22 protein-coding genes and 1 riboswitch are annotated in these 21,740 nt (G+C 37.9%); of the genes, 20 read left to right on the top strand and 2 right to left on the bottom strand.

Features of this window, described 5'->3' with window-relative positions; genetic code table 11:
• Positions 1 to 214: 214 nt before the first annotated feature.
• Both uvrC and U9R83_RS23580 read left to right on the top strand, forming a co-directional pair.
• Positions 215 to 1,981 carry an excinuclease ABC subunit UvrC gene (gene uvrC / locus U9R83_RS23585; protein ID WP_226554872.1) on the top strand — a complete coding sequence of 589 codons (1,767 nt, stop codon included), beginning with the start codon at positions 215 to 217 and terminating at the stop codon, positions 1,979 to 1,981.
• Positions 1,982 to 2,046: 65 nt separating this feature from the next.
• Positions 2,047 to 2,224, top strand: a riboswitch (Lysine riboswitch).
• 141 nt (positions 2,225 to 2,365) lie between these two features.
• Positions 2,366 to 3,598 (top strand): aspartate kinase, encoded by a 1,233-nt coding sequence (locus tag U9R83_RS23580; protein WP_014458076.1) that lies wholly within the window; start codon positions 2,366 to 2,368, stop codon positions 3,596 to 3,598.
• Positions 3,599 to 3,649: 51 nt separating this feature from the next.
• Here the strand turns inward: U9R83_RS23580 and U9R83_RS23575 are convergent, their stop codons facing one another.
• On the bottom strand, positions 3,650 to 4,177 hold the full coding sequence (locus U9R83_RS23575) for a YslB family protein (protein WP_014458077.1): 528 nt from the start codon (positions 4,175 to 4,177) through the stop codon (positions 3,650 to 3,652).
• Between the two features lie 489 nt (positions 4,178 to 4,666).
• On the opposite strand from U9R83_RS23575, the gene U9R83_RS23570 reads away from it, so the two are divergent.
• The 13 genes from U9R83_RS23570 to ssuD all read left to right on the top strand — a co-directional run bounded on the left by U9R83_RS23570 (position 4,667) and on the right by ssuD (position 15,733).
• The gene (locus U9R83_RS23570) at positions 4,667 to 5,275 is read left to right on the top strand and encodes a succinate dehydrogenase cytochrome b558 subunit (protein ID WP_013059400.1); all 609 of its coding nucleotides are present in this window, start codon (positions 4,667 to 4,669) and stop codon (positions 5,273 to 5,275) included.
• Positions 5,276 to 5,304: 29 nt separating this feature from the next.
• Entirely contained in the window at positions 5,305 to 7,092 is a 1,788-nt protein-coding gene (gene sdhA, locus U9R83_RS23565) for a succinate dehydrogenase flavoprotein subunit (RefSeq protein ID WP_013059399.1), read from the top strand.
• A gap of 3 nt (positions 7,093 to 7,095) precedes the next feature.
• Positions 7,096 to 7,869, top strand: coding sequence for a succinate dehydrogenase iron-sulfur subunit (sdhB, locus tag U9R83_RS23560; protein WP_013059398.1), 774 nt, complete (start codon positions 7,096 to 7,098; stop codon positions 7,867 to 7,869).
• Positions 7,870 to 7,932: 63 nt separating this feature from the next.
• Positions 7,933 to 8,382, top strand: coding sequence for an acyl-CoA thioesterase (locus U9R83_RS23555; RefSeq protein ID WP_014458078.1), 450 nt, complete (start codon positions 7,933 to 7,935; stop codon positions 8,380 to 8,382).
• Positions 8,383 to 8,556: 174 nt separating this feature from the next.
• Complete coding sequence (gerE, locus tag U9R83_RS23550; protein WP_013059396.1) at positions 8,557 to 8,781, top strand: spore germination transcription factor GerE; 225 nt, start codon at positions 8,557 to 8,559, stop codon at positions 8,779 to 8,781.
• Between the two features lie 201 nt (positions 8,782 to 8,982).
• On the top strand, positions 8,983 to 9,312 hold the full coding sequence (locus tag U9R83_RS23545) for a hypothetical protein (RefSeq protein WP_223260324.1): 330 nt from the start codon (positions 8,983 to 8,985) through the stop codon (positions 9,310 to 9,312).
• A gap of 147 nt (positions 9,313 to 9,459) precedes the next feature.
• Positions 9,460 to 9,960 carry a cation:proton antiporter regulatory subunit gene (locus U9R83_RS23540; RefSeq protein ID WP_013085158.1) on the top strand — a complete coding sequence of 167 codons (501 nt, stop codon included), beginning with the start codon at positions 9,460 to 9,462 and terminating at the stop codon, positions 9,958 to 9,960.
• Entirely contained in the window at positions 9,961 to 11,175 is a 1,215-nt protein-coding gene (locus U9R83_RS23535) for a cation:proton antiporter (protein WP_014458081.1), read from the top strand. It abuts the gene before it with no gap.
• A 133-nt stretch (positions 11,176 to 11,308) separates the two neighbouring features.
• Positions 11,309 to 12,103 carry an ABC transporter ATP-binding protein gene (locus U9R83_RS23530; protein ID WP_014458082.1) on the top strand — a complete coding sequence of 265 codons (795 nt, stop codon included), beginning with the start codon at positions 11,309 to 11,311 and terminating at the stop codon, positions 12,101 to 12,103.
• Between the two features lie 33 nt (positions 12,104 to 12,136).
• A complete protein-coding gene (locus tag U9R83_RS23525) occupies positions 12,137 to 13,123 on the top strand; it encodes an aliphatic sulfonate ABC transporter substrate-binding protein (RefSeq protein ID WP_014458083.1) in 987 nt (328 codons plus the stop codon).
• Between the two features lie 10 nt (positions 13,124 to 13,133).
• Complete coding sequence (locus U9R83_RS23520) at positions 13,134 to 13,988, top strand: ABC transporter permease (RefSeq protein WP_014458084.1); 855 nt, start codon at positions 13,134 to 13,136, stop codon at positions 13,986 to 13,988.
• A 69-nt stretch (positions 13,989 to 14,057) separates the two neighbouring features.
• Entirely contained in the window at positions 14,058 to 14,612 is a 555-nt protein-coding gene (gene ssuE, locus U9R83_RS23515; RefSeq protein WP_014458085.1) for an NADPH-dependent FMN reductase, read from the top strand.
• Positions 14,609 to 15,733 carry an FMNH2-dependent alkanesulfonate monooxygenase gene (ssuD, locus tag U9R83_RS23510; RefSeq protein ID WP_014458086.1) on the top strand — a complete coding sequence of 375 codons (1,125 nt, stop codon included), beginning with the start codon at positions 14,609 to 14,611 and terminating at the stop codon, positions 15,731 to 15,733. The genes ssuE and ssuD overlap by 4 nt, the downstream gene beginning before the upstream one ends.
• A gap of 66 nt (positions 15,734 to 15,799) precedes the next feature.
• Here the strand turns inward: ssuD and U9R83_RS23505 are convergent, their stop codons facing one another.
• Positions 15,800 to 16,006, bottom strand: coding sequence for a hypothetical protein (locus U9R83_RS23505; protein WP_013059387.1), 207 nt, complete (start codon positions 16,004 to 16,006; stop codon positions 15,800 to 15,802).
• A gap of 239 nt (positions 16,007 to 16,245) precedes the next feature.
• Between U9R83_RS23505 and U9R83_RS23500 the strand changes: the two genes are divergently transcribed.
• From U9R83_RS23500 to U9R83_RS23480, 5 genes are all read left to right on the top strand, one after another.
• The gene (locus U9R83_RS23500; RefSeq protein WP_014458087.1) at positions 16,246 to 18,264 is read left to right on the top strand and encodes a penicillin-binding transpeptidase domain-containing protein; all 2,019 of its coding nucleotides are present in this window, start codon (positions 16,246 to 16,248) and stop codon (positions 18,262 to 18,264) included.
• 442 nt (positions 18,265 to 18,706) lie between these two features.
• A complete protein-coding gene (locus U9R83_RS23495) occupies positions 18,707 to 19,339 on the top strand; it encodes a DUF47 domain-containing protein (protein ID WP_223260325.1) in 633 nt (210 codons plus the stop codon).
• A gap of 15 nt (positions 19,340 to 19,354) precedes the next feature.
• Positions 19,355 to 20,353: an inorganic phosphate transporter gene (locus tag U9R83_RS23490; protein ID WP_014458089.1), complete on the top strand. Its 999-nt coding sequence runs from the start codon at positions 19,355 to 19,357 to the stop codon at positions 20,351 to 20,353.
• Positions 20,354 to 20,465: 112 nt separating this feature from the next.
• A complete protein-coding gene (locus U9R83_RS23485) occupies positions 20,466 to 21,080 on the top strand; it encodes a PH domain-containing protein (protein ID WP_014458090.1) in 615 nt (204 codons plus the stop codon).
• A 210-nt stretch (positions 21,081 to 21,290) separates the two neighbouring features.
• Positions 21,291 to 21,734, top strand: a complete 444-nt coding sequence (locus tag U9R83_RS23480; RefSeq protein ID WP_014458091.1) for a MarR family winged helix-turn-helix transcriptional regulator — start codon at positions 21,291 to 21,293, stop codon at positions 21,732 to 21,734.
• The last annotated feature ends 6 nt before the right edge of the window (positions 21,735 to 21,740 follow it).

The raw sequence follows: 21,740 nt of genomic DNA, 5'->3' as shown, positions 1-21,740 counted from the left end.
AGCTCAGGCTAGGTTTTTTCTTTTTCTCCACTTTTTCTCTTTTGGGAATACTTTTATTTAGCGAATATGCGTTCGTTTGTTTTATACTAGATGTAAGGAACACCGTCATAAATCCGGCTTATGTGCATTTATTGTAAAGCAGGAAAGAATGTAGGTTACGCTTCATAAGCGAATGTATAGATGGACAGAGTAAGAGAAGAGGAAGGAGAAAAGTATGAATGATTATTTAAAAGAAAAGCTGGCTATTTTACCTGATCAGCCCGGCTGTTACTTGATGAAAGATAAATATGGAACGGTCATTTACGTAGGAAAAGCAAAAGTATTAAAAAATCGAGTACGCTCCTACTTTACCGGATCTCATGATGGAAAGACCCTTCGACTTGTAAACGACATTGTCGATTTTGAATATATCGTCACATCTTCTAATTTAGAAGCGCTTATTTTAGAAATGAATTTAATTAAAAAGCATGATCCAAAATATAACATCATGCTTAAAGATGATAAGGGCTATCCCTTTATTAAGATTACAGCTGAAAAACAGCCCCGGCTTGTTATTACAAGAAAAATAAAAAAAGATAAAGGAAAATACTTCGGTCCTTACCCTAACGTTCAAGCTGCAAATGAAACAAAGCGGCTTCTTGATCGCATTTATCCATTAAGAAAGTGCTCTACCATGCCAGACAGACCTTGTTTGTATTACCATATCGGGCAATGTCTAGCTCCTTGCGTAAAAGAAGTAAAAGAAGAGCAAAACAAACAAATTATTGAAAATATCACGCGGTTTTTAAATGGTGGATATGAGCATGTCAAAACAGAGTTAACTGAAAAAATGTTAAAAGCTTCAGAAGAACTTGACTTTGAACGGGCTAAAGAATATCGAGATCAAATTGCTCATATCGAAGCGACAATGGAAAAGCAAAAAGTAACGTTTAATGATTTTGTTAATCGAGATGTGTTTGGCTATTCTTATGATAAAGGCTGGATGTGTGTTCAAGTTTTCTTTATTCGCCAAGGGAAATTAATTGAGCGAGAAGTTTCTATGTTTCCTTTTTATAAAGAGCCAGAAGAAGATTTCTTAACTTTTATCGGTCAGTTTTATGCCAAAAATATTAAGCCAAAAGAAGTGATGGTTCCAGCAACGATTGATGCAGAGTTAGCTGAGAAATTAGTAGAAGTAGAGGTTCAGCATCCAAAACGAGGCAAAAAGAAAGAATTAGTAGAACTTGCGTGTAAAAATGCAAAAATTGCGCTCGGTGAAAAATTCTATTTAATTGAACGAGATGAAGAGCGCACGGTTGGCGCAGTTGAACGGTTAGGAGAAGAGCTTGGAATTGCCGCTCCTTATCGGATTGAAGCATTTGATAACTCAAATATTCAAGGAACAGACCCAGTTTCTGCGATGATTGTTTTTGTTGATGGGAAACCAGAAAAAAAAGAATATCGTAAATATAAAATTAAGACCGTAAAGGGACCAGATGATTACAGTTCCATGAGAGAAGTCGTTCGCAGACGGTATTCCAGAGCGTTAAAAGAAGGTCTTCCGCTCCCGGATTTAATTGTTGTAGATGGAGGCAAAGGGCATTTAGCTGCGGTACAGGATGTTCTCGAAAATGAATTGGGACTTTTAGTACCTACAGCAGGTCTTGTCAAAGATGATAAGCACAGAACTTCGAATCTGATGATTGGCGAGCCTCCTCAAATCATACCGCTTGAACGCAATAGTCAAGAATTTTATTTGCTTCAGCGAATTCAAGATGAAGTTCACCGCTTTGCGATTACCTTCCATCGTCAAGTGCGCTCTAAGTCCGCTTTTCAGTCAGTTCTGGACGACATTGCCGGAGTGGGAGAAAAGCGTAAAAAAGCTTTGTTAAAGCATTTTGGTTCGGTGAAAAAATTGAAAGAAGCAACGGTTGAAGATATTCGAAATTCAGGTGTTCCTCAAAACATTGCTGAAAAGATTTATGAAACATTGCAAAAATAGTCTTGAAATAATAGAAAATATTTGATAAGCTATTAACTAATTTCATACGACACTTCATCAAATGAAGTGAAGATAGAGGTGCAAATTTAATCAGTACGTATCAGGAAGGGTATGAGCCCTTATGAATGATGCGGAAAGGGAAATTTGCCGAAGTGAACATTACCTCATAGTAATGATTGCTGGTTCTGCGTTGAACAAACGTAGGATTGTCAAGATGTAGATTCTTGGAGAGCTATCTCACGGCAGTGGACGGTTATGTTTTATAATTTTCGTTCGTTAAGCAATGAGAGCTCATCTCATTGCTTTTTTTATTGTCTGAGTAAAAAAATTTAGCTTCTCATCATCCTGCATATGCAAATTTATTGAAAAGGAATGAACAAAATTATGGCATTAATCGTTCAAAAATTTGGTGGAACATCTGTTGGTTCTGTTGAACGTATTCAACATGTAGCAAATCGTGTTATTCAAGAAGCAGAGCGCGGTAACCAAGTAGTCGTTGTTGTATCGGCAATGGGCAAAACAACAGATGCGCTGGTGAAATTAGCAAGTGATATTACGGACAGTCCAAGCAAACGCGAAATGGATATGCTTCTTACAACTGGAGAACAAGTGACGATTTCACTGCTAACAATGGCTCTTCAATGCAAAGGATATGAAGCAACTTCGCTAACAGGTTGGCAAGCTGGTATCCAGACAGAAGCAGTTCACAGCAATGCACGAATCCAGCACATTGACACGACTCGCATTCAAAGTCAATTAGATAGAGGTCGAATCGTAGTAGTAGCTGGATTCCAAGGCTGTTCAGAAGATGGAAGCATTACCACATTAGGTCGAGGCGGCTCTGACACGACGGCAGTAGCTCTTGCCGCGGCACTAAAAGCTGCAAAATGTGATATTTATACAGACGTAACAGGAGTGTTTACGACAGATCCGCGCTATGTAGAAGATGCTCGTAAGCTTCACTCTATTTCATATGACGAAATGTTAGAATTAGCTAATTTGGGAGCAGGGGTGCTGCATCCGCGCGCTGTTGAGTTTGCAAAAAATTATCAGGTACCGCTAGAAGTGCGTTCAAGCTTAGAAAACGAGAATGGAACGATTGTTGAGGAGGAAGTTTCAATGGAACAAAACTTAGTCGTAAGAGGAATTGCGTTTGAAGACAATATTTCACGGGTGACAATTGAAGGGTTAAACAACGAGTTACAAACTCTTTCTACTATTTTTACAGCATTAGCAAAAGAACAGTTAAATGTGGATATTATTATTCAAAACGTAACGGCTAATAATCGTTTATCTATCTCATTTTCTATTAAAACTGTAGACGTAGACGCCGCTCTTGTCGTCTTAAAAGAGTATAAATCTACTTTGGGCTATACGCGTATTGAACATGAAAGCGGTCTGGCTAAAGTATCGATTGTCGGCTCTGGCATGATTTCTAATCCAGGCGTTGCAGCGGAAATGTTTGAAGTGCTGGCAGGAGAGAAAATTGAAGTGAAGATGGTCAGCACGTCTGAAATTAAAGTATCTACAGTTGTACCGCATGCTGATATGGTAAAAGCTGTTGAGACGCTTCACGTAGCATTTGAATTAGAAGAGCAGCAGGCAGTGCAAGTATAAAGAAGAGAAAAAAGACGTGGTATCTCCACGTCTTTTATATATAGGTATTTCCTACTTTTTATAACGCTCCGCACGTGTTTCGGTAGGTAAGATATCTTTTCTGTCCCACTGCACGGAAATCAGCACTTTTCCGTTCTTTTCTTTAGGTGTTAAGTAGGCTTCTGTTAGGCAGTTGTTTTGACGCTGAATCTGTTCAGCCACAAATCCTGACTCAAGATGAAACGAACAAGTTTCCTGCTGAAATCTTTTGCTGACCACATCACCTGATAACTCAAGCTCTAGTGAATATTTATCTTTTTTTGCAAGCGTCAGTGTTCCCCAGGAAGCTGCTTTAAAAAAAGCAACGATTTCATCCATTGTATTTAATGGGTATTTCCGCGCAAGGTGTTTTCCTGCCCAGTATGAAATGGTATTCGTTTCGTCTCCAAGAAGCTCTGGAATTAACACGTCACGCAAAAGGCTGTATCCGAAATATGAAACGTGATCAAGAGCTCTCTCTGTTTCAGCTGTGACATTAGGTTCTGATGTTTCCATCGTCTCTTCAAGTTCTTGCTGTGATTCTGTTTGTAAATTGCTCATGCTTTCCCCTCTTTCTTTACTACTATTATATACAAATATAAAAAACCTCTCACGCATTTTTTAAATAAAATGTAAGAGGATCTTTATTATGGTAAAAAGAGTTAGATGTAAAGATGAAAAATCCATAATATACCTTTTAAAAGGGTACTTTTACCTGTGTAAATGTTTTGTGAACTTGTTTACAATAAAAGTGTAAAGTAAACGCTTACTTAATTGTGGCAAGCGATATTATAATAGAAAGAAAAAATCTTTAACATCAATGCAGTAAGCGTTAACAAATATAAAATTTTATAAATTTATATTTTATAGAAGATTTAAACATCTTGCCTTGACGCTCTTAATCGATGGGAGTAAAATTAACCTGTCACATACTTTATTAGGAAATGCAAAGGTTTTCATTTCCTGTATTCACGATTAATCTATTTGTCTAGTGGGAGTAAGAAAGTTCTTCACAAACTATGTTCATTTAACTAAGGGGGGTCTACGCAGATGGCGGCAAACAGAGAGTTTCAATATCGGAGAATCCATTCACTACTTGGAGTAATACCAATCGGGATTTTCTTAACACAGCATTTAGTTGTGAATCATTTCGCGACAAAGGGAGAAGAATCATTTAATCAAGCAGCTCACTTCATGGAGAGCTTACCTTTCCGCTATGCTCTAGAAATTTTCATTATTTTCTTACCAATCGTTTTTCATGCAATATACGGTCTTTACATCGCATTCACTGCTAAAACAAACGTTAACAACTATGGATTTTTCCGTAACTGGATGTTTATCCTTCAGCGTGTTTCAGGTGTAATCACACTTATCTTCATCACATGGCACGTATGGGAAACCAGAATACAAGCTGCGCTTGGAAAAGAAGTAGATTTTCAAATGATGGAACGAATTTTAAGCAACCCGGCAATGCTTGCATTCTACATAGTTGGTGTTGTATCTACGATCTTCCACTTTGCAAACGGTCTATGGTCATTTGGAGTTAGCTGGGGGTTAACTGTAACACCACGTTCTCAAAGAATTTCAACTTATGTGACATTAGCAATCTTCTTAGCACTTACATTTGTAGGTGTTCGTACATTATTCGCATTTGCATAAAATTAAGGTTTTGAAGGAGTGGGGTTCCGATGAGTAACGGAAAAATCATCGTAGTCGGTGGCGGTTTAGCTGGCTTGATGGCAACAATAAAAATTGCTGAGTCTGGCAAGCAAGTAGATTTATTTTCACTAGTTCCGGTAAAAAGATCTCACTCAGTTTGCGCGCAAGGTGGAATCAACGGAGCCGTAAATACGAAAGGTGAAGGGGATTCACCATGGGAACACTTTGATGACACAGTGTACGGCGGAGACTTTTTAGCCAACCAGCCACCTGTAAAAGCAATGTGTGAAGCAGCTCCTGGTATTATTCACTTACTTGACCGCATGGGTGTTATGTTTAACCGTACTCCTGAGGGTTTGTTAGACTTCAGACGATTTGGCGGAACGCAGCATCACCGTACGGCTTTTGCCGGAGCAACAACTGGTCAACAATTATTGTACGCATTAGATGAGCAGGTTCGTCGCTATGAAGTTGCCGGACTTGTGACAAAGTACGAAGGATGGGAATTCTTAGGTGCTGTTCTTGACGATGAGCGCAGCTGTCGCGGAATTTCTGCACAGAATTTAAAATCAATGGAAATTAAAACGTTCCCAGCTGACGCGGTTATTATGGCTACAGGCGGACCTGGAATTGTTTTTGGAAAATCGACGAACTCAGTTATTAATACAGGTTCAGCGGCATCTATCGTATATCAGCAAGGTGCATACTATTCAAACGGAGAGTTTATTCAAATTCATCCAACTGCTATCCCAGGAGATGATAAGCTTCGTCTTATGAGTGAATCTGCTCGTGGAGAAGGGGGACGCGTTTGGACATATAAAGACGGTAAACCTTGGTATTTCTTAGAGGAAAAATATCCTGCATACGGTAACTTAGTACCTCGTGATATTGCAACTCGTGAAATTTTTGACGTCTGCGTAGCGCAGAAGTTAGGAATTAACGGAGAAAACATGGTTTATCTGGACCTTTCACATAAAGATCCAAAAGAGCTAGACATTAAGCTTGGAGGTATCATCGAAATCTATGAAAAATTCATGGGCGATGATCCGCGCAAGGTACCAATGAAAATTTTCCCAGCCGTACACTATTCAATGGGCGGTTTATGGGTGGATTACGATCAAATGACAAATATTCCTGGCTTATTCGCAGCTGGTGAGTGTGATTATTCACAGCACGGAGCGAACCGTTTAGGAGCAAACTCATTATTATCAGCTATTTATGGTGGTATGGTTGCCGGTCCTAAAGCCGTTGAATACATCAATGGTTTAGAAAAGAGCGCAGATGCTATTTCTTCAAGCGTATATGATCGTCATGTGAAAGAAGAAGAAGAGAAATGGAACAATATCATGAATCTTCAAGGTACAGAAAATGCATACGTTCTTCATAAAGAGCTAGGGGAATGGATGACTGACAACGTGACAGTCGTACGATACAATGACAAACTGTTAAAAACAGATGAAAAGATTCAAGAATTAATTGAACGCTATGATCGTATTAACATTAACGACACAGCAAAATGGAGTAATCAAGCGGCAACATTTACTCGTCAGCTTCAAAACATGCTTCAGCTTTCACGTGTTGTAACGCTAGGAGCTTACAACCGTAACGAAAGTCGCGGTGCTCATTATAAGCCGGATTTCCCAGATCGTAACGATGAAGAATTCTTAAAAACAACAATGGCATCTTTTGTGGATAAGAAAACGGCTCCTTCTTTCCATTATGAAGAGGTTGACGTATCGTTAATCAAACCGCGTAAGCGCGACTACACAAAGAAAAAAGACGAAAAACCAAAAAAACAACAAGAGGGGGTTCGTTAATCAATGAGTGAACAACAAACAGTCCAAAAGACAGTGCGCTTCATTATTACACGTCAAGATTCAGCTGAATCTGCTCCTTACAATCAGGAGTTTGAAATTCCGTATCGTCCGAATATGAACGTTATTTCAGCACTGATGGAAATCAGACGTAACCCTGTTGATGCTTCAGGTAAAGAGGTTGCTCCGATAAACTGGGAAATGAACTGTTTAGAGGAAGTATGTGGAGCCTGTTCAATGGTCATCAACGGTAAACCTCGTCAGTCATGTACAGCTCTTGTTGATAAACTAGAACAGCCAATTCGCTTGCAGCCAATGAAAACATTCCCTGTGGTTCGTGACTTGCAAGTAGACCGCAGCCGTATGTTTGATTCACTAAAAAAAGTAAAAGCCTGGGTTCCAATCGATGGCACATACGATTTAGGTCCAGGACCGCGTATGCCTGAAAAGAAACGTCAGTGGGCGTATGAGTTATCCAAATGTATGACATGCGGCGTTTGCTTAGAAGCTTGTCCAAACGTAAACGACAAGTCAAACTTCATCGGTCCAGCACCGCTTTCTCAAGTTCGCTTGTTTAATGCCCATCCAACCGGTGCGTTAAATAAAGGAGAACGTTTAGAGACGATTATGGGTGATGGAGGACTAGCGAACTGCGGGAACTCTCAAAACTGCGTTCAATCATGTCCAAAAGGAATTCCATTGACTACTTCAATCGCAGCTTTGAACCGTGATACAACAATTCAAGCATTCAGAAGTTTCTTTGGTAGCGATCAAGTATAATCACTCAAAACCTCTCCACGCGGAGAGGTTTTATTTTGTCTATGACGAACGGAGGAAATACAGATGAATAATATTTCGTATATTGAAGACATGGATCAATGGAAAGATTCATTTTTATTTAAGCAGGAGATCAAGGTAAGATTTTCGGAAACAGATATGTTTGGACATTTAAATAATACGGTTCCTTTTGTTTATTTTGAACAAATACGTACGGAATTCTTTCACCATATTGGCTTTATGCAAAAGTGGACGAGTGAGCATGAGGGAACGATACCGGTGGTGGCTGATTTGCAGTGCGATTATGTCAAACAAGTGTATTTTGGCAACGTGCTATCCGTTTTTGTAAAAGCTCATAGAATTGGACGTTCGTCGGTTGATTTACACTATATGATTCAAAATGAGCAAAGAGAGGTTGTCCTCACCGGGAGAGGAACAATGGTGCAAATTTCTAAAGAAACAGGAAAAAGCGTGCCTTGGAATGAAGAGATGAAAAGGTGTTTATCAAATATATGAAAATGGCTTGAAGGCTCTTTCTTCAGGCTTTTTTTCTTTTTTAAAGGTAAAAAAGAGTTTTTTGCATATTTTTTCTAAAACTAGTAACCGCGTAGGCATACCGCACATAAGATATGTTGACTAAATTTACACCCATCCGATAGTTCAACTCAGGATCAGGCAAGGAGGGTTACATTGAAAGAAAAAGAGTTTCAACCTAAACCGCTACTTACAAAGCGTGAACGAGAAGTATTCGAGCTTTTAGTACAGGACAAAACAACAAAAGAAATCGCGAGTGAACTATTCATTAGCGAAAAAACAGTTCGAAATCATATTTCTAATGCGATGCAAAAGCTTGGAGTCAAGGGGCGTTCTCAAGCAGTCGTAGAACTCCTTCGAATGGGAGAACTTGAACTATAACATGAGCTGGCTTTCTTCTTAGAAAGCCAGCTTTTTGTATATATTTTTTTAGTGTCGCATACATATCTAATAAGAATAACGTTAAGAAAATATTATAAAAAAGGTAAATCTTTATAAAAAAAACTTATTGCTTGAAATTGAATTTCAGAGTACGTATACTTTTAAGTAAGGAGATACTAGTTCAGAAGAAAGAGAGGTGAGATGATGAAAAATGTATGGATGAGCTTATTGTTATGCATGATATTCTGTTTGCCTTTTGCGAGTTTGCCAGATAAATTTATTGATAACGACTTTGAAAAAGTGAAGGTCACAAAAAGTTCGGTTCAGCATTATACGGATATTGTGCACATGTCTCCAGGAGCTAAGCACAGCGTTAAACAAATAGGATCTCTCATACAAAGCGTGATAGTAACTTTTGCTTTAGTATGGGTGAGTGCCAAACTCATCATTCCAACGCATCAAATTGCGTATTTTATCCTCAAGAAAACACTTTTTTATCCAAAAATCTTTCAATCAAGTTACCTCAATTAAATAAAAAGGTTGAAATTTTCAAAGCCTTTTCTTCAAACCTAAAATTACCAACTATTCTTAGGCTTATTTGCTATGCGGATTTTCTATGCAAATAACGCGACAAAATTAAAAAATTCTTCTTAAAAACTTTATAGGAGTGATCATTCAATGATGATTAAAGAAACGGAATTGCCAGGAATCGGCCGTAAATTTGAAATTGAGACAAGCGGAGGAAACCGCGTGGTCGTTATTATTCATGATGATGGACGACGTGAAATCTACCACTTCGATCAAAAAGATTTAGAAGAAAGCATTTTTGACATTACGTTAACAGATACGGAATCAAGACAGCTAGCTGCAATTTTAGGCGGCATGATTTACAAGCCAAAAGCAATGGAAACCATTGAAGTGGCATTCAATGACTTAGTGATTGAATGGTACAAAGTTGAAAAACAAGCGAAAGCGCATAGCAAAACAATTGGGGAAATTGACGTTCGCAGCAACTATGATGTTACTATCATTGCCGTCATTAAAAATACGCAAAAAAAATTATCCACCCCAGGACCAGATACGTTAATTGAAGAAGGAGATACGCTTGTCATCTCTGGTGAAAGAGGAAATTTAAAAACGCTCATTAAAGAATTGCTTTCACAAGGAGGTAGTTCATAATTGGATCATTTAGTATTTGAAGTTGGGACAGCTTTGTTACTAGTCGCTTTAGCGGCTATACTAGCACATAAATTTAAATTTACAATTATTCCATTCCTCATTCTGCTGGGCATGGCGGTTGGTCCCCATGCTCCTGAGTTTGGCTCATTCAGTTTAAAGTTTATTGAAAGCCAAGAGATTATTGAATTTATGGGGAGAATTGGAGTTCTCTTTTTACTCTTTTATTTAGGGTTAGAATTTTCAGTTGGAAAGTTAATTAAATCAGGTAGATCCATCGCGGTGGGAGGATCTATTTATATTTTAATTAACTTCACTTTAGGATTATTGTATGGATACCTGACAGGAAACCCTCTTCTTGAAGTGCTGATTATCGCTGGAATTATTACGATTTCGTCCAGCGCAATTGTCGCAAAAGTATTGGTTGATTTAAAACGAACGGCGAATCCAGAAACGGAATTGATATTAGGGATCATTATGTTTGAAGATATTTTCTTAGCGGTTTATCTTTCTGTCGTTTCAGGGTTGGTGCTTGGAGACCACGGATCGCTTGCTGGATCTTTAACATCTATTTTAATTGCGTTTGGCTATATGATGCTGTTCTTTATCATTGCTCGAAAAGCCACGCCCCTACTAAATAAACTTTTAAATATTTCATCAAATGAAATCTTTATAATCGTGGTTTTTGCGGTATTGTTTTTTGTGGCAGGCTTCTCAGAAACAATTCACGTGGCAGAAGCAATTGGCGCATTATTGCTTGGACTTGTATTTTCTGAAACAGAACATCGCGATCGGATTGAACATCTTGTCGTACCGTTTCGTGATTTCTTTGGGGCCATCTTTTTCTTCAGCTTTGGATTAAGTATTGATCCTCTTACGCTATGGGATGCAGGCTGGCTTGCACTTGGAGCAGTTGGGCTTACGATTATTGGTAACTTTACAGCCGGTATGATCTCAGGAAGAAAAAGCGGGCTGTCACACAAGGCTTCTACCAACATTGGATTAACAATCATGTCACGAGGCGAGTTTTCAATCATTATGGCTAACATCGGAATTGAAGGAGGATTATCGGCTATCCTTCAGCCATTCGCTGCGCTTTATGTATTGATTTTAGCTATTATTGGTCCTTTGTTAACGAAGGAGTCTAAGCATATATACGGATTTTTAAACCGAGTATTTAAATGGAAAAAACCAAATCCTCAAGAATCCAATGGATAAAATATATAAAACACAGTTGACAAATCGGATTAATATGATAAAATTCAAAATAATCCAATAACAAATGAGTTAAATATAGCAACGGGCTGATCGGTCAACCGAAAGCTCCTACCTTTTTTAGGTAGGAGCTTTTATGTTTTTAGGTAAAATAGCTTTTGATTTAAAAATTCAAGGAGGAATTGCTGTGAGTGTTGTCATTCAATCTGTTAACCGCTCATTTCAAAAAGGAGAACAGGTAACTCAAGCATTGCGAAATGTAAATCTTACGATTAATAAAGGTGAATTTATTACCGTTATTGGTCCGAGCGGATGCGGAAAAAGTACGCTGCTTAAAATGGTTGCAGGACTTGATATGGATTATGAAGGGCGCATTGAAATCAATGGGAAGCATATAGCCGGCCCTAGCATTAAACAAGGGATGATTTTTCAAGAACACCGCTTGTTCCCTTGGCTTAATGTGGAGCAAAATATAGCGGCTGACTTATCGCTGAAAGATTCGAACGTTCGGCGCCGGGTTGATGAGTTAATTGATATTGTCAGGCTGAAAGGATTTGAAAAAGCTTATCCTCGAGAACTATCTGGAGGGATGTCTCAACGAGTCGCGATTGCGCGTGCTCTTTTAAGAAATCCAGAAGTTTTATTGTTAGATGAACCGTTCGGTGCGTTAGATGCTTTCACTCGCACTCATTTGCAAGATGTGCTGCTAGACATATGGAAAAAAGAAAAAACAACCATGATTTTTGTTACCCATGATTTAGACGAATCCATTTACTTGGGTACTAAAATTGTGATTATGAGTGCCAGACCAGGAGAAATTAGCCGGGTTGTTCCAGTAGAAATTAGTCATCCGCGAAAAAAGACAGAACCACCTTTTCAGCAGCTAAGGCAGCAAGTACTGAAAGAATTTGAAGAAGCAGGAGAACATTAAAGATTCAATAAGACAGAGAAGGAGACAGAACAGATGAAAAAGCTATTTTTAACTGCAGCTATTGTACTTGTGCTCGCATTGGCTGGGTGCGGGACGAAAGAAAAAGCAAGCGGAGAAGATTCAAAAGACGTTACAGTCAATATTGGTATCCAACAAAGCTTAGGTCCTTTAATGCTGGCACAAAACCAAAAATGGTTTGAAAAAGAATTTAAAAAAATAGGTGTAAATGTTAAATGGACAGAGTTTCAAAGTGGACCTCCGCAATTTGAAGGTTTAGCATCTGGACATTTGGATTTCGGCCAAGTTGGAAATTCGCCGGTTATTTCTGGTCAAGGCGCAGACATTCCGTTTTTAGAAATTGCTAATTCCAGCGACGGATTGAAAGGAAATGCCATTTTAGTAGGTAAAAACAGCAAGATTAAAAGCGTAAAAGATTTAAAAGGTAAAAAGATCGCGGTTGCGAAAGGAAGCAGCGGTTTTAATTTATTGTACAGAGCTCTTGACCAAAATGGTTTGAAGCCAAGTGATGTAAAGATTATTCAGCTTCAGCCAGACGAAGCTCAGCCCGCGTTTGAAAATGGGTCAGTGGATGCATGGTCAATTTGGGAACCGTTTATCTCACTGCAAAACTTAAAAAATGAAGCTCGTATTTTAGCAGATGGTGATTCGTTAAAGGTTGCTTCACCAGGTTTTACTATTGTAAGAGAAGGCTTTGCAAAAGATCATCCAGAGTTAGTCGTTAAGTTTTTACAAGTTTATCAAGAAGCGCTTGAATGGCAAAACGAACACTTCGAAGAATCTGTGGATATTTTAGCAAAGCAAAAAAATCTAGATAAAGACGTAGTAAGACAAGTGTTAAAAAATAATCCTGCCTATAATCGTCCAACCTCTAAAGAAATTATTGCAGAACAACAGCGAACAGCTGATTTTCAACAATCTTTAGGCGTTATTAAAAAGAAAATTGATACTGGAGATGTCGTTGATAATTCATTTATTGAAAAAGCATTAAAAGAAAAATGAGGTGATGAAAATGAGTAAAACATCTGTGGTTTCAGGACATGTCCAGTCTTCAGCAGCTCACTTGCAAAAAGTGAAAAAAAGAAAGGAAGAAGCGAAAAATAAGCAGGGAATTTTCCTTCGTTCTCTTGTCGTGCCACTTCTGCTTATCGTGGTGTGGCAAATCATTGGTTCTGCGGGATATGTATCAAAAACTGTTCTTCCTACACCTGTTGATATTGTACTTTCTTTTAAACAGCTCATCGTATCTGGGGAACTCGGAGCTAATCTTCAAATCAGTATTTTGCGTGCTGTCATAGGTTTTGCCGTTGGAGCCGGACTAGGGTTACTATTTGGTGTAATTGTCGGTTTCTCAAAGAAAACGGAGCACTATATGGATCCATCTATTCAAATGCTTAGAACCGTTCCTCACCTTGCATTGGCGCCTTTATTTATCTTATGGTTTGGCTTTGGTGAAATTTCAAAGATATTGCTAATTGCAAACGGTGCATTTTTCCCAATCTATGTTAATACGTATCTAGGCATTCGCGGCGTTGATTCGAAACTATTTGATGTTGCGCGTGTTCTTCAATTTAGTAAATGGAAACAAATCACAAAACTCATTTTACCAGCCGCTCTTCCTAATATTTTACTGGGTGTCCGATTGTCTTTAGGTATTGCATGGCTCGGACTGGTAGTTGCTGAATTAATGGGAGCAAGTGAAGGTGTAGGATACATGATTATGGATGCTAGACAGTTTTCTCAAACGGACGTAGTTTTTGTCGGAATTATCATTTTTGCTGTTGTAGGCAAATTAACCGATTCATTTGTCCGAGTATTAGAAAAGCGTCTTCTTAAATGGAGAGACAGCTACGCAGGTGAAAAATAAAATAAGGATTTATATAGATATTAATCCTTGTAAATCTATCAGTTTTATAAGTTAAAAGGAGAGATGATAATGAGCCAGGTTACAATTATTACAGGAAGCCCTTCAAAGCAATCAAGGTCAGCTGCTTTAAGCGAGTATATTGCAGCATATCTACAAGATGAAAAATATGAAGTAAAAACCGTGCATGTCCGTGACTTGCCCGCTGAAGACTTAGTATATGCTAACTTTTCTAGCCCTGCGATTCAAGAAGCTCAAAAGAAAGTAGCAGATGCTGATGGCGTTATTATTGTCAGCCCGATCTATAAAGCTAGCTACACAGGAATTTTAAAAACATTTTTAGATTTAATACCTGAAAAAGGTTTGCACAATAAAACCGTGCTGCCGATAGCTACAGGGGGAACCATTGCACACCTATTGGCTCTTGATTACGTATTTAAGCCGACTTTATCCATTTTAGGAGCTACTGCTCTTATTCATGGAGTTTATATTGTTGATTCTGAGGTGGCCTATACGAAAGAAAATGAAATTGAATTTATTGCGGAAGAAGCAGAAGCGAGAATTAAACGTTCATTAAAAGAGCTGGGATATCATCTAGAACAAACGAAAAGGAGTGTTGAATCATGAAAATGTTATGGTTTATTCCTTCCCATGGAGATGGAAGATATTTAGGAACAAATCGAGGAGGTCGTTCAGCAGACTATTCATATTTTCGGCAAGTTGCTCAAGCAGCTGACCGGTTAGGGTTTGAAGGAGTTCTGATTCCAACGGGGAAATCATGCGAAGACCCGTGGCTATTGGCTGCTTCACTTATACCTGAAACAGAGCGTTTGAAATTTTTAGTAGCTGTACGTCCCGGCATTATGGCGCCTTCCGTGGCAGCGCGCATGACCTCGACTCTTGATCGAATTTCAAACGGTCGTTTACTAGTTAATGTAGTGGCAGGAGGAGATCCAGCAGAATTAGCCGGAGATGGCCTTTTCTTATCACATGATGAACGTTATGAAGCTGCGGATGAATTTTTAGATGTGTGGAAAGGGTTATTGGCTGGGGATACAGTTAATTATGAAGGAAAACATATTCATGTAGAGAACAGTGAGCTGTTGTATCCACCTGTTCAAAAACCTTCTCCACCTATTTATTTTGGCGGATCTTCACCCGCAGGACAAAAAGTTGCAGCAAAACATTCTGACGTGTATTTAACGTGGGGCGAGCCTCCTGAACAAGTAAGAGAAAAAATAACGGCTGTGAGAAAGCAAGCAGAAGCAGAAGGCAGAACCGTTAAGTTTGGGATTCGTTTGCATATTATTGTACGGGAAACAGAAGAAGAGGCTTGGCAAGCAGCCGATCGATTAATTCAGCATTTGGACGACGACACGATTCAAGCAGCACAGCGTACTTTCGCTAGGTATGACTCAGTCGGGCAGCAGCGAATGGCGAGCCTTCATAGAGGAACCAGAGAGGAACTTACGATTAGCCCTAACTTATGGGCAGGTGTAGGGCTCGTGCGAGGAGGGGCAGGAACTGCACTAGTAGGAAGTGCTGAAAATATAGCGAAACGAATAAAAGAATATGAAGCTTTAGGAATTGAATCTTTTATTTTATCAGGCTATCCGCATTTAGAAGAAGCTTATCACGTAGGAGAGTTATTGTTCCCGCTTTTAAATATTGATGAGGGTGAAGGAAAGAGTGAAAGCATCGGTGAGATTATTGCAAACGATAGGTTTCCAAAAGCTTCAACGTCATAAAAGAAGAACCGGTGAATTTTTCACCGGTTCTTCTTTTACATTCATCTCAGCCGAGAGACGAGTCCGTTAAATTGTTGGTTTTGGTTTTTCAGGTGCAGCTTGTTTATCTTTTCGACTTTCTTGAATATATACTTTAAAGAGAAAAATATTTAAACAGCCCAGTGTGAGGAATAACGGTGCAAAATAATATTCTTGAGACATAAGTAGGACGAAAACGCTTCCAAAACAGAACAGAGAACTAAACATAAAGTAAAACTGTAAGAATCTTCTCATTTTAGTCGCCTCCTATTCTTTTTCTTCTTACAATTATTATATCAAATACTTTCCAAAAAAGACACAAAATATTCACAAAATGTTCAATTTTTTCTTATTTACCTATTGATTTTTTTGTCGATATGTAAATTAAATGGGTTGTAATACCAATTAATTCCTAGTTGTAACTTTCCAATGGAAAGTTTATGTAAAATTTTATATGATAGAGAAATGGTATTGAAAAAAGGGGGACAATCATCATGAGACGAATTGGGTGGCTATTTTTTACTATGGCAATTCTCTTATTAATAACTGCCGGTTGCTCAAATGATCAACAGAAAGCACAGGATCGATTTGATAAATATGTAGCCATGTGGAATAAAGAAGATTTTAAAGGCATGTATGGATACTTGTCTAAAGATGCTAAAAAGACGATTTCAGAAAAAGAATTTGTAAATCGATATAAAAATATCTATGATGCAATTGAAGCGGACAAGCTTAAAGTGAAGGCAAGTAAAATAGAAGACTTAGAAATAAAAGACCATAAAGCTGTTTTACCTTTTGAAGTAAACATGAACTCTGTAGCCGGTGAAATCTCATTTAAAGAAAATGCTGCTGTAGTTCAAGAAAAACAAGGGGATGCAGAGAATTGGTATATTAATTGGAAGCCTAATATGATTTTTAAAGGACTTAAGCAAGGAGAGCAAGTAAGAGTAGCTACTCAGTCAGCTGTGCGTGGAGAAATTATGGATCGTTCAGGGAAATATTTAGCTCAAAACGGAGAAGCGATTCAAGTTGGAGTTGTTCCCCAGCAGTTTTCTAAAGGCGGCGAGCAAGCTATACAACAATTAAGCAAGACTCTTGCTCTTTCAGAAAAAAGTATTAATCAAGCACTGAACGCTTCTTGGGTGAAAGAGAATCAATTTGTTCCTATTAAAACAGTTAGTCAAAAAGATGCCTCTAATTTAGAGAACTCTTTGAAAAAAGTAGAAGGCATTCAACAAAAGAAGGTAAATGCGCGCGTATATCCTTGTGAAGAAGCGTGTGCCCATTTAGTTGGATACGTTGCGCCTGTCACAGCGGAATATTTAAAAGAGCATAAAGATGAAGGCTATAATGCTCAGTCTAAAGCTGGAATGATTGGCTTAGAGTCTTTATATGAAGATAAGCTTCGTGCTCGAGACGGCGTCACAATTTATACTGTAGATAAAGATGGTAATAAAAAGAATGAAATTGCAAAAGTGAATCCAAAAGACGGGGAAAGCATTCAAGTTACGGTAGACACGAATGTTCAAAAATCCCTTTATGAACAGTTAAAAGATGAAAAAGGAGTAGCTACTGCTCTTCAACCTAAAACGGGAGAAATATTAGGTCTTGTAAGCACGCCAGCTTTTGATCCGAATTCTTTTTCTTTTGGAATCGATGCTAATACGTATCAATCCCTTTCAACGAATCCCGATAAGCCGTTAATGAATCGCTTTACCAAAACGTATTCTCCGGGATCTACATTTAAGTTAGTCACGGGAGCTTTAGCAGTTGATGAAGGCGTGCTAAATCCAAACGAAAGTATATCAATCAGCGGGAAGAAATGGCAAAAAGATAAAAGCTGGGGAAATTTCTACGTAACACGAGTGGGAAGCAAACCGAATGTTAATTTACGTGATGCTTATGTTACATCTGATAATATTTATTTTGCGCAGACTGCTTTGAAGCTAGGTTTAGACAAATTTAACAGTGGGTTAAAACAATTTGGATTTAATCAAAAATTGCCTGTTAATTATCCTTTTGAAACGTCTAAAATTGCAGGTGATCAAGATATTAAAGATGAGGGAGTATTAGCAAACTCTGGGTATGGCCAGGGGAAACTGCAAGTGAATCCTCTCCACTTGGCATTGATGTATACATCAATTGTAAACGATGGAAACATAGTAAAGCCTATTCTTATGAACGGTGATAAGAGTGGAATATGGAAAAAACAAGTGATATCTAAAGAAACGGCGCAATTAATTCAAAATGATTTAGTGGGTGTCATTGAAGATAAAAACGGTACGGGTCATGCTGCAAAGGTAGATGGGCTAACCTTAGCTGGGAAAACTGGAACGGCAGAATTAAAGAAAGCTCAAGGTGAAAAAGGTCAGGAAAACGGCTGGTTTGTAGCTGTGGACACCAAACAGAAAAACTTACTCGTTTCAATGATGGTTGAAGGAGTAGAAGATAAAGGTGGAAGTCATTACGTGGTGCCGAAAGTAAAAAATGTATTTCAGCAATACAATAAGTAAATAATAAAAGCCAACTCTAAAAGAGCTGGCTTTTATTATTTACACAAGAGGAGTAATGTTAAGTTTTTGTAAATCCCAGTTTTATACAAACTCTGAAAACCCTTATTTTAAAAGGAATCAACGTATTATTGTTAAAGTATTGTAAAGAGGCTTAAAAAAATGTGTTTGAAAAGTTATTGACAATTAACAATAATAGGAGTAATTTTTGACTTGGCGTAAAAAAATGAATCGCATAACCTACAAGGAAAAGAACCACTTTTTGGGACTTTTGCTCTGGTACACGTTTGTTTTTTTAGAATTTTTTGATACACAAGAGAGGTGGTTTCTCTCGTTATAGTAATGAACAGCTATGTTTTATCCATTACTTTAAATGAAAAAAGAAACTAGAACACATATAAAAAGACAGAGAGAAAAAACGAGTGGTAAAGTTTCGATAAATTGGATGGAGGATTGCAACGTGATCAAAAGAAAAAAAGACAAGTTTTCTGAAATGTTAATGGACATTGCCCAAAATATTAAGGACTCAGCGGAGTTTTTAGGCAGCTTTGAACTTCAAAATGTATCTGACCTAAAAGAATTTGCCAACGTTTTAAAAGCCTATGAATCAAAAGGTGATAAATACGTGCATACAGTGATTACTGAGTTAAATAAAGCATTTATTACTCCAATTGAGCGTGAAGATATTTTACAGCTAGCGATGAGCATGGATGATGTACTTGATGGCATCGACAGCTTTGCTGCTTTAATGGAAATTCATTCAATTACAAAATTTGATGAATATGTAGCTGAATTTGTTAAAAATATTCAAGGCTGTGCTGAAGAGATTTTAATTACGATTAATTTGTTGTCTGAGAAAAAGCTTCTTCAAATTAGTGAGCATGCAATTAAAATTAAAGAGTATGAGTCACATTGTGATACATTATATCGTCGTGCATTAAAACAATTATTTGCAACATGTAAAGATCCAATTAAAGTTATTCAATATAAAGAAATTTATGAAACGCTAGAAGAAATTGCGGACTATTGTCAAACGGTTGCGAACAACTTAGAATCAGTTATTATGAAGAATGCGTAACGGGGCTATATTATAATGGATTCAATGCTAATATTAACCATTCTAATCGTAGTTGGTGCACTTGCATTTGACTTTATCAACGGATTTCACGATACAGCTAATGCTATTGCAACTTCTGTTTCAACCAAAGCTTTAAAACCGCGACATGCAATTCTTTTAGCCGCAACTATGAACTTTGTTGGTGCTATGACCTTTACGGGCGTAGCCAAAACGATTACGAAGGATATCGTTGACCCTTATACGCTTCAAAATGGTTCTGTCGTTATTTTAGCTGCGTTAATTTCTGCTATTGCGTGGAACCTAATCACGTGGTATTTCGGTATTCCGAGTAGTTCTTCTCATGCAATTATTGGATCGATTGCAGGAGCAGCTATTGCAGCAGCTGGATTTGGTGCTTTAAATTACAAAGGCTTCATTAAAATCATTGAAGCACTTCTAATTTCACCGGTGTTAGCTTTTGTAGTAGGTTATATTGTCTATACGATTATCAAACTAACGTTTAAAAACCATAACTTAACGAAAACGAATAAGCGTTTTCGCCGCGTTCAAATCTTAACTGCAGCTCTACAATCGTACACACACGGTACCAATGATGCGCAAAAAGCAATGGGTATCATTACGCTAGCGCTTATTGCGAACAATATGCAAAGTGGTACTGAGATTCAGTGGTGGGTACAGCTGGCTTGTGCGGTTGCAATGGGGCTTGGAACGTCAATTGGTGGATGGAAAATCATTAAAACCGTTGGTGGTAAAATTATGAAAATTCGTCCTGTTAATGGTGTAGCTGCAGACTTAACGGGTGCTGCAATTATCTTTGGAGCAACGTTTATTCATTTACCTGTTAGTACTACTCATGTTATTTCATCTTCTATTTTAGGTGTAGGTTCTGCTCACCGAGTGAAAGGTGTAAAATGGGGAACTGCACAGCGCATGGTAATTACATGGGTTATCACATTGCCAATTTCAGCTTCATTAGCTGCACTTATCTATATGATTTTAAATTTGTTCTTTTAATAAATGGGGAGCTTCTTTTAAAGAAGCTCCTTTTTTGTTTACATCCCATCATTTGCACAGTACACTTAAAACATAAAAATAACACAATCATTTTTAAAAGGGAGATGGGAGAATGTTTGGAAAAGTAGCTGCTGATGTGTTGGGGCTAAGTGATATTGGTTCTGTTATTAAGCCCGTTGATTATGACAAGGTAGATGCAGATGATTACGTGATGCATGAAGAGCAAGAAAAGATTTATTTTCTAATCAAATCAAAGTCAGATGAATACTGCTTTACCAATAAAGCGCTCATTCACCTTGATGGAACGAGTGCTACAAGTAAAAAGCGAATGCTTCGCCGCTATAACTACAGCACACATCATATTTCAAACGTGATGCTAGAAACGGCTGGAACTGTCGATTTAGATGTAGAAATTAAATTTAAAATTGGCGGGGAGACTTTTTCTATCGATGTACATAAAAAGCACATAGAAGAGGTAAAAGATTTATATAAAGCGCTGTTTAAAATGTCTGAAATAACGCGTGAAAATGAAATTGCGCTCGATTTTGCTAAACAAAGCATTCAGCTAGCTTCTTCTACGCTAAGCAGCACAAGAAGTACAAGCGGAAGTGTCGCTGATGAATTTAAAGAAATTAACGAAGCCACGTTTTCTTGGTTATTAGATAAAAAAACAGCTTACACAACAAAAGATTTCAGTTCAGTTTTCGAGCTGTATATCAATAATTAATAGAAACAGCTGTTCCTTTTATGGAACAGCTGTTTTTTGCGTTGGATAAGATTGTGTAGACTTATAATGAACGTTAGATAATCCTCATGTTAACCTTGAAAAATCACTGAAAAAAGAGCACAATATAAAATAGAAAAGAGAAACAGCAGAGGCGGACTTAACTAATAAAAATGATAGAAAATAAGACTTATAGGTGGAAAGGATTATGGTATGACAGTAAAAAATAATGAGGATACAGTGGCAGAATTAGAAAAGTCACTTCGACATATTGCGGCGATTGTGAAACAAAAAGGAAGAGAAATTTTAGAAGACTATACGATTACGCCACCTCAGTTTATTGCTTTGCAGTGGCTGTTTGAACGTGGAGATATGACAATTGGTGATTTATCAAATCGTATTTTTCTCGCTTGTAGCACAACGACAGATTTAGTAGATCGTATGGAAAAGAATAAGCTGGTAGTTCGAGTGAAAGACCCCAAGGACCGCCGCGTAGTACGTATCCATTTGCTTCCTGAAGGAGCGCGCGTTATCGAAGAAGTAATTGAAAAGAGACAAACATATTTAAACGGCGTACTGTCAAACTTCTCTCCTAGTGAAACGGAAGTTTTACGAGTAACGTTACGAAAATTACATGATGAAATGAAAGAAAAATGAGGCGAT

The organism is Priestia sp. LL-8, assembly GCF_036227845.1.
GTDB classification, from domain to species: Bacteria; Bacillota; Bacilli; order Bacillales; family Bacillaceae_H; genus Priestia; species Priestia zanthoxyli.
The sequence above is the reverse complement of the archived record's forward strand: the minus strand, read 5'-3'. Positions and strand labels throughout refer to the sequence as shown.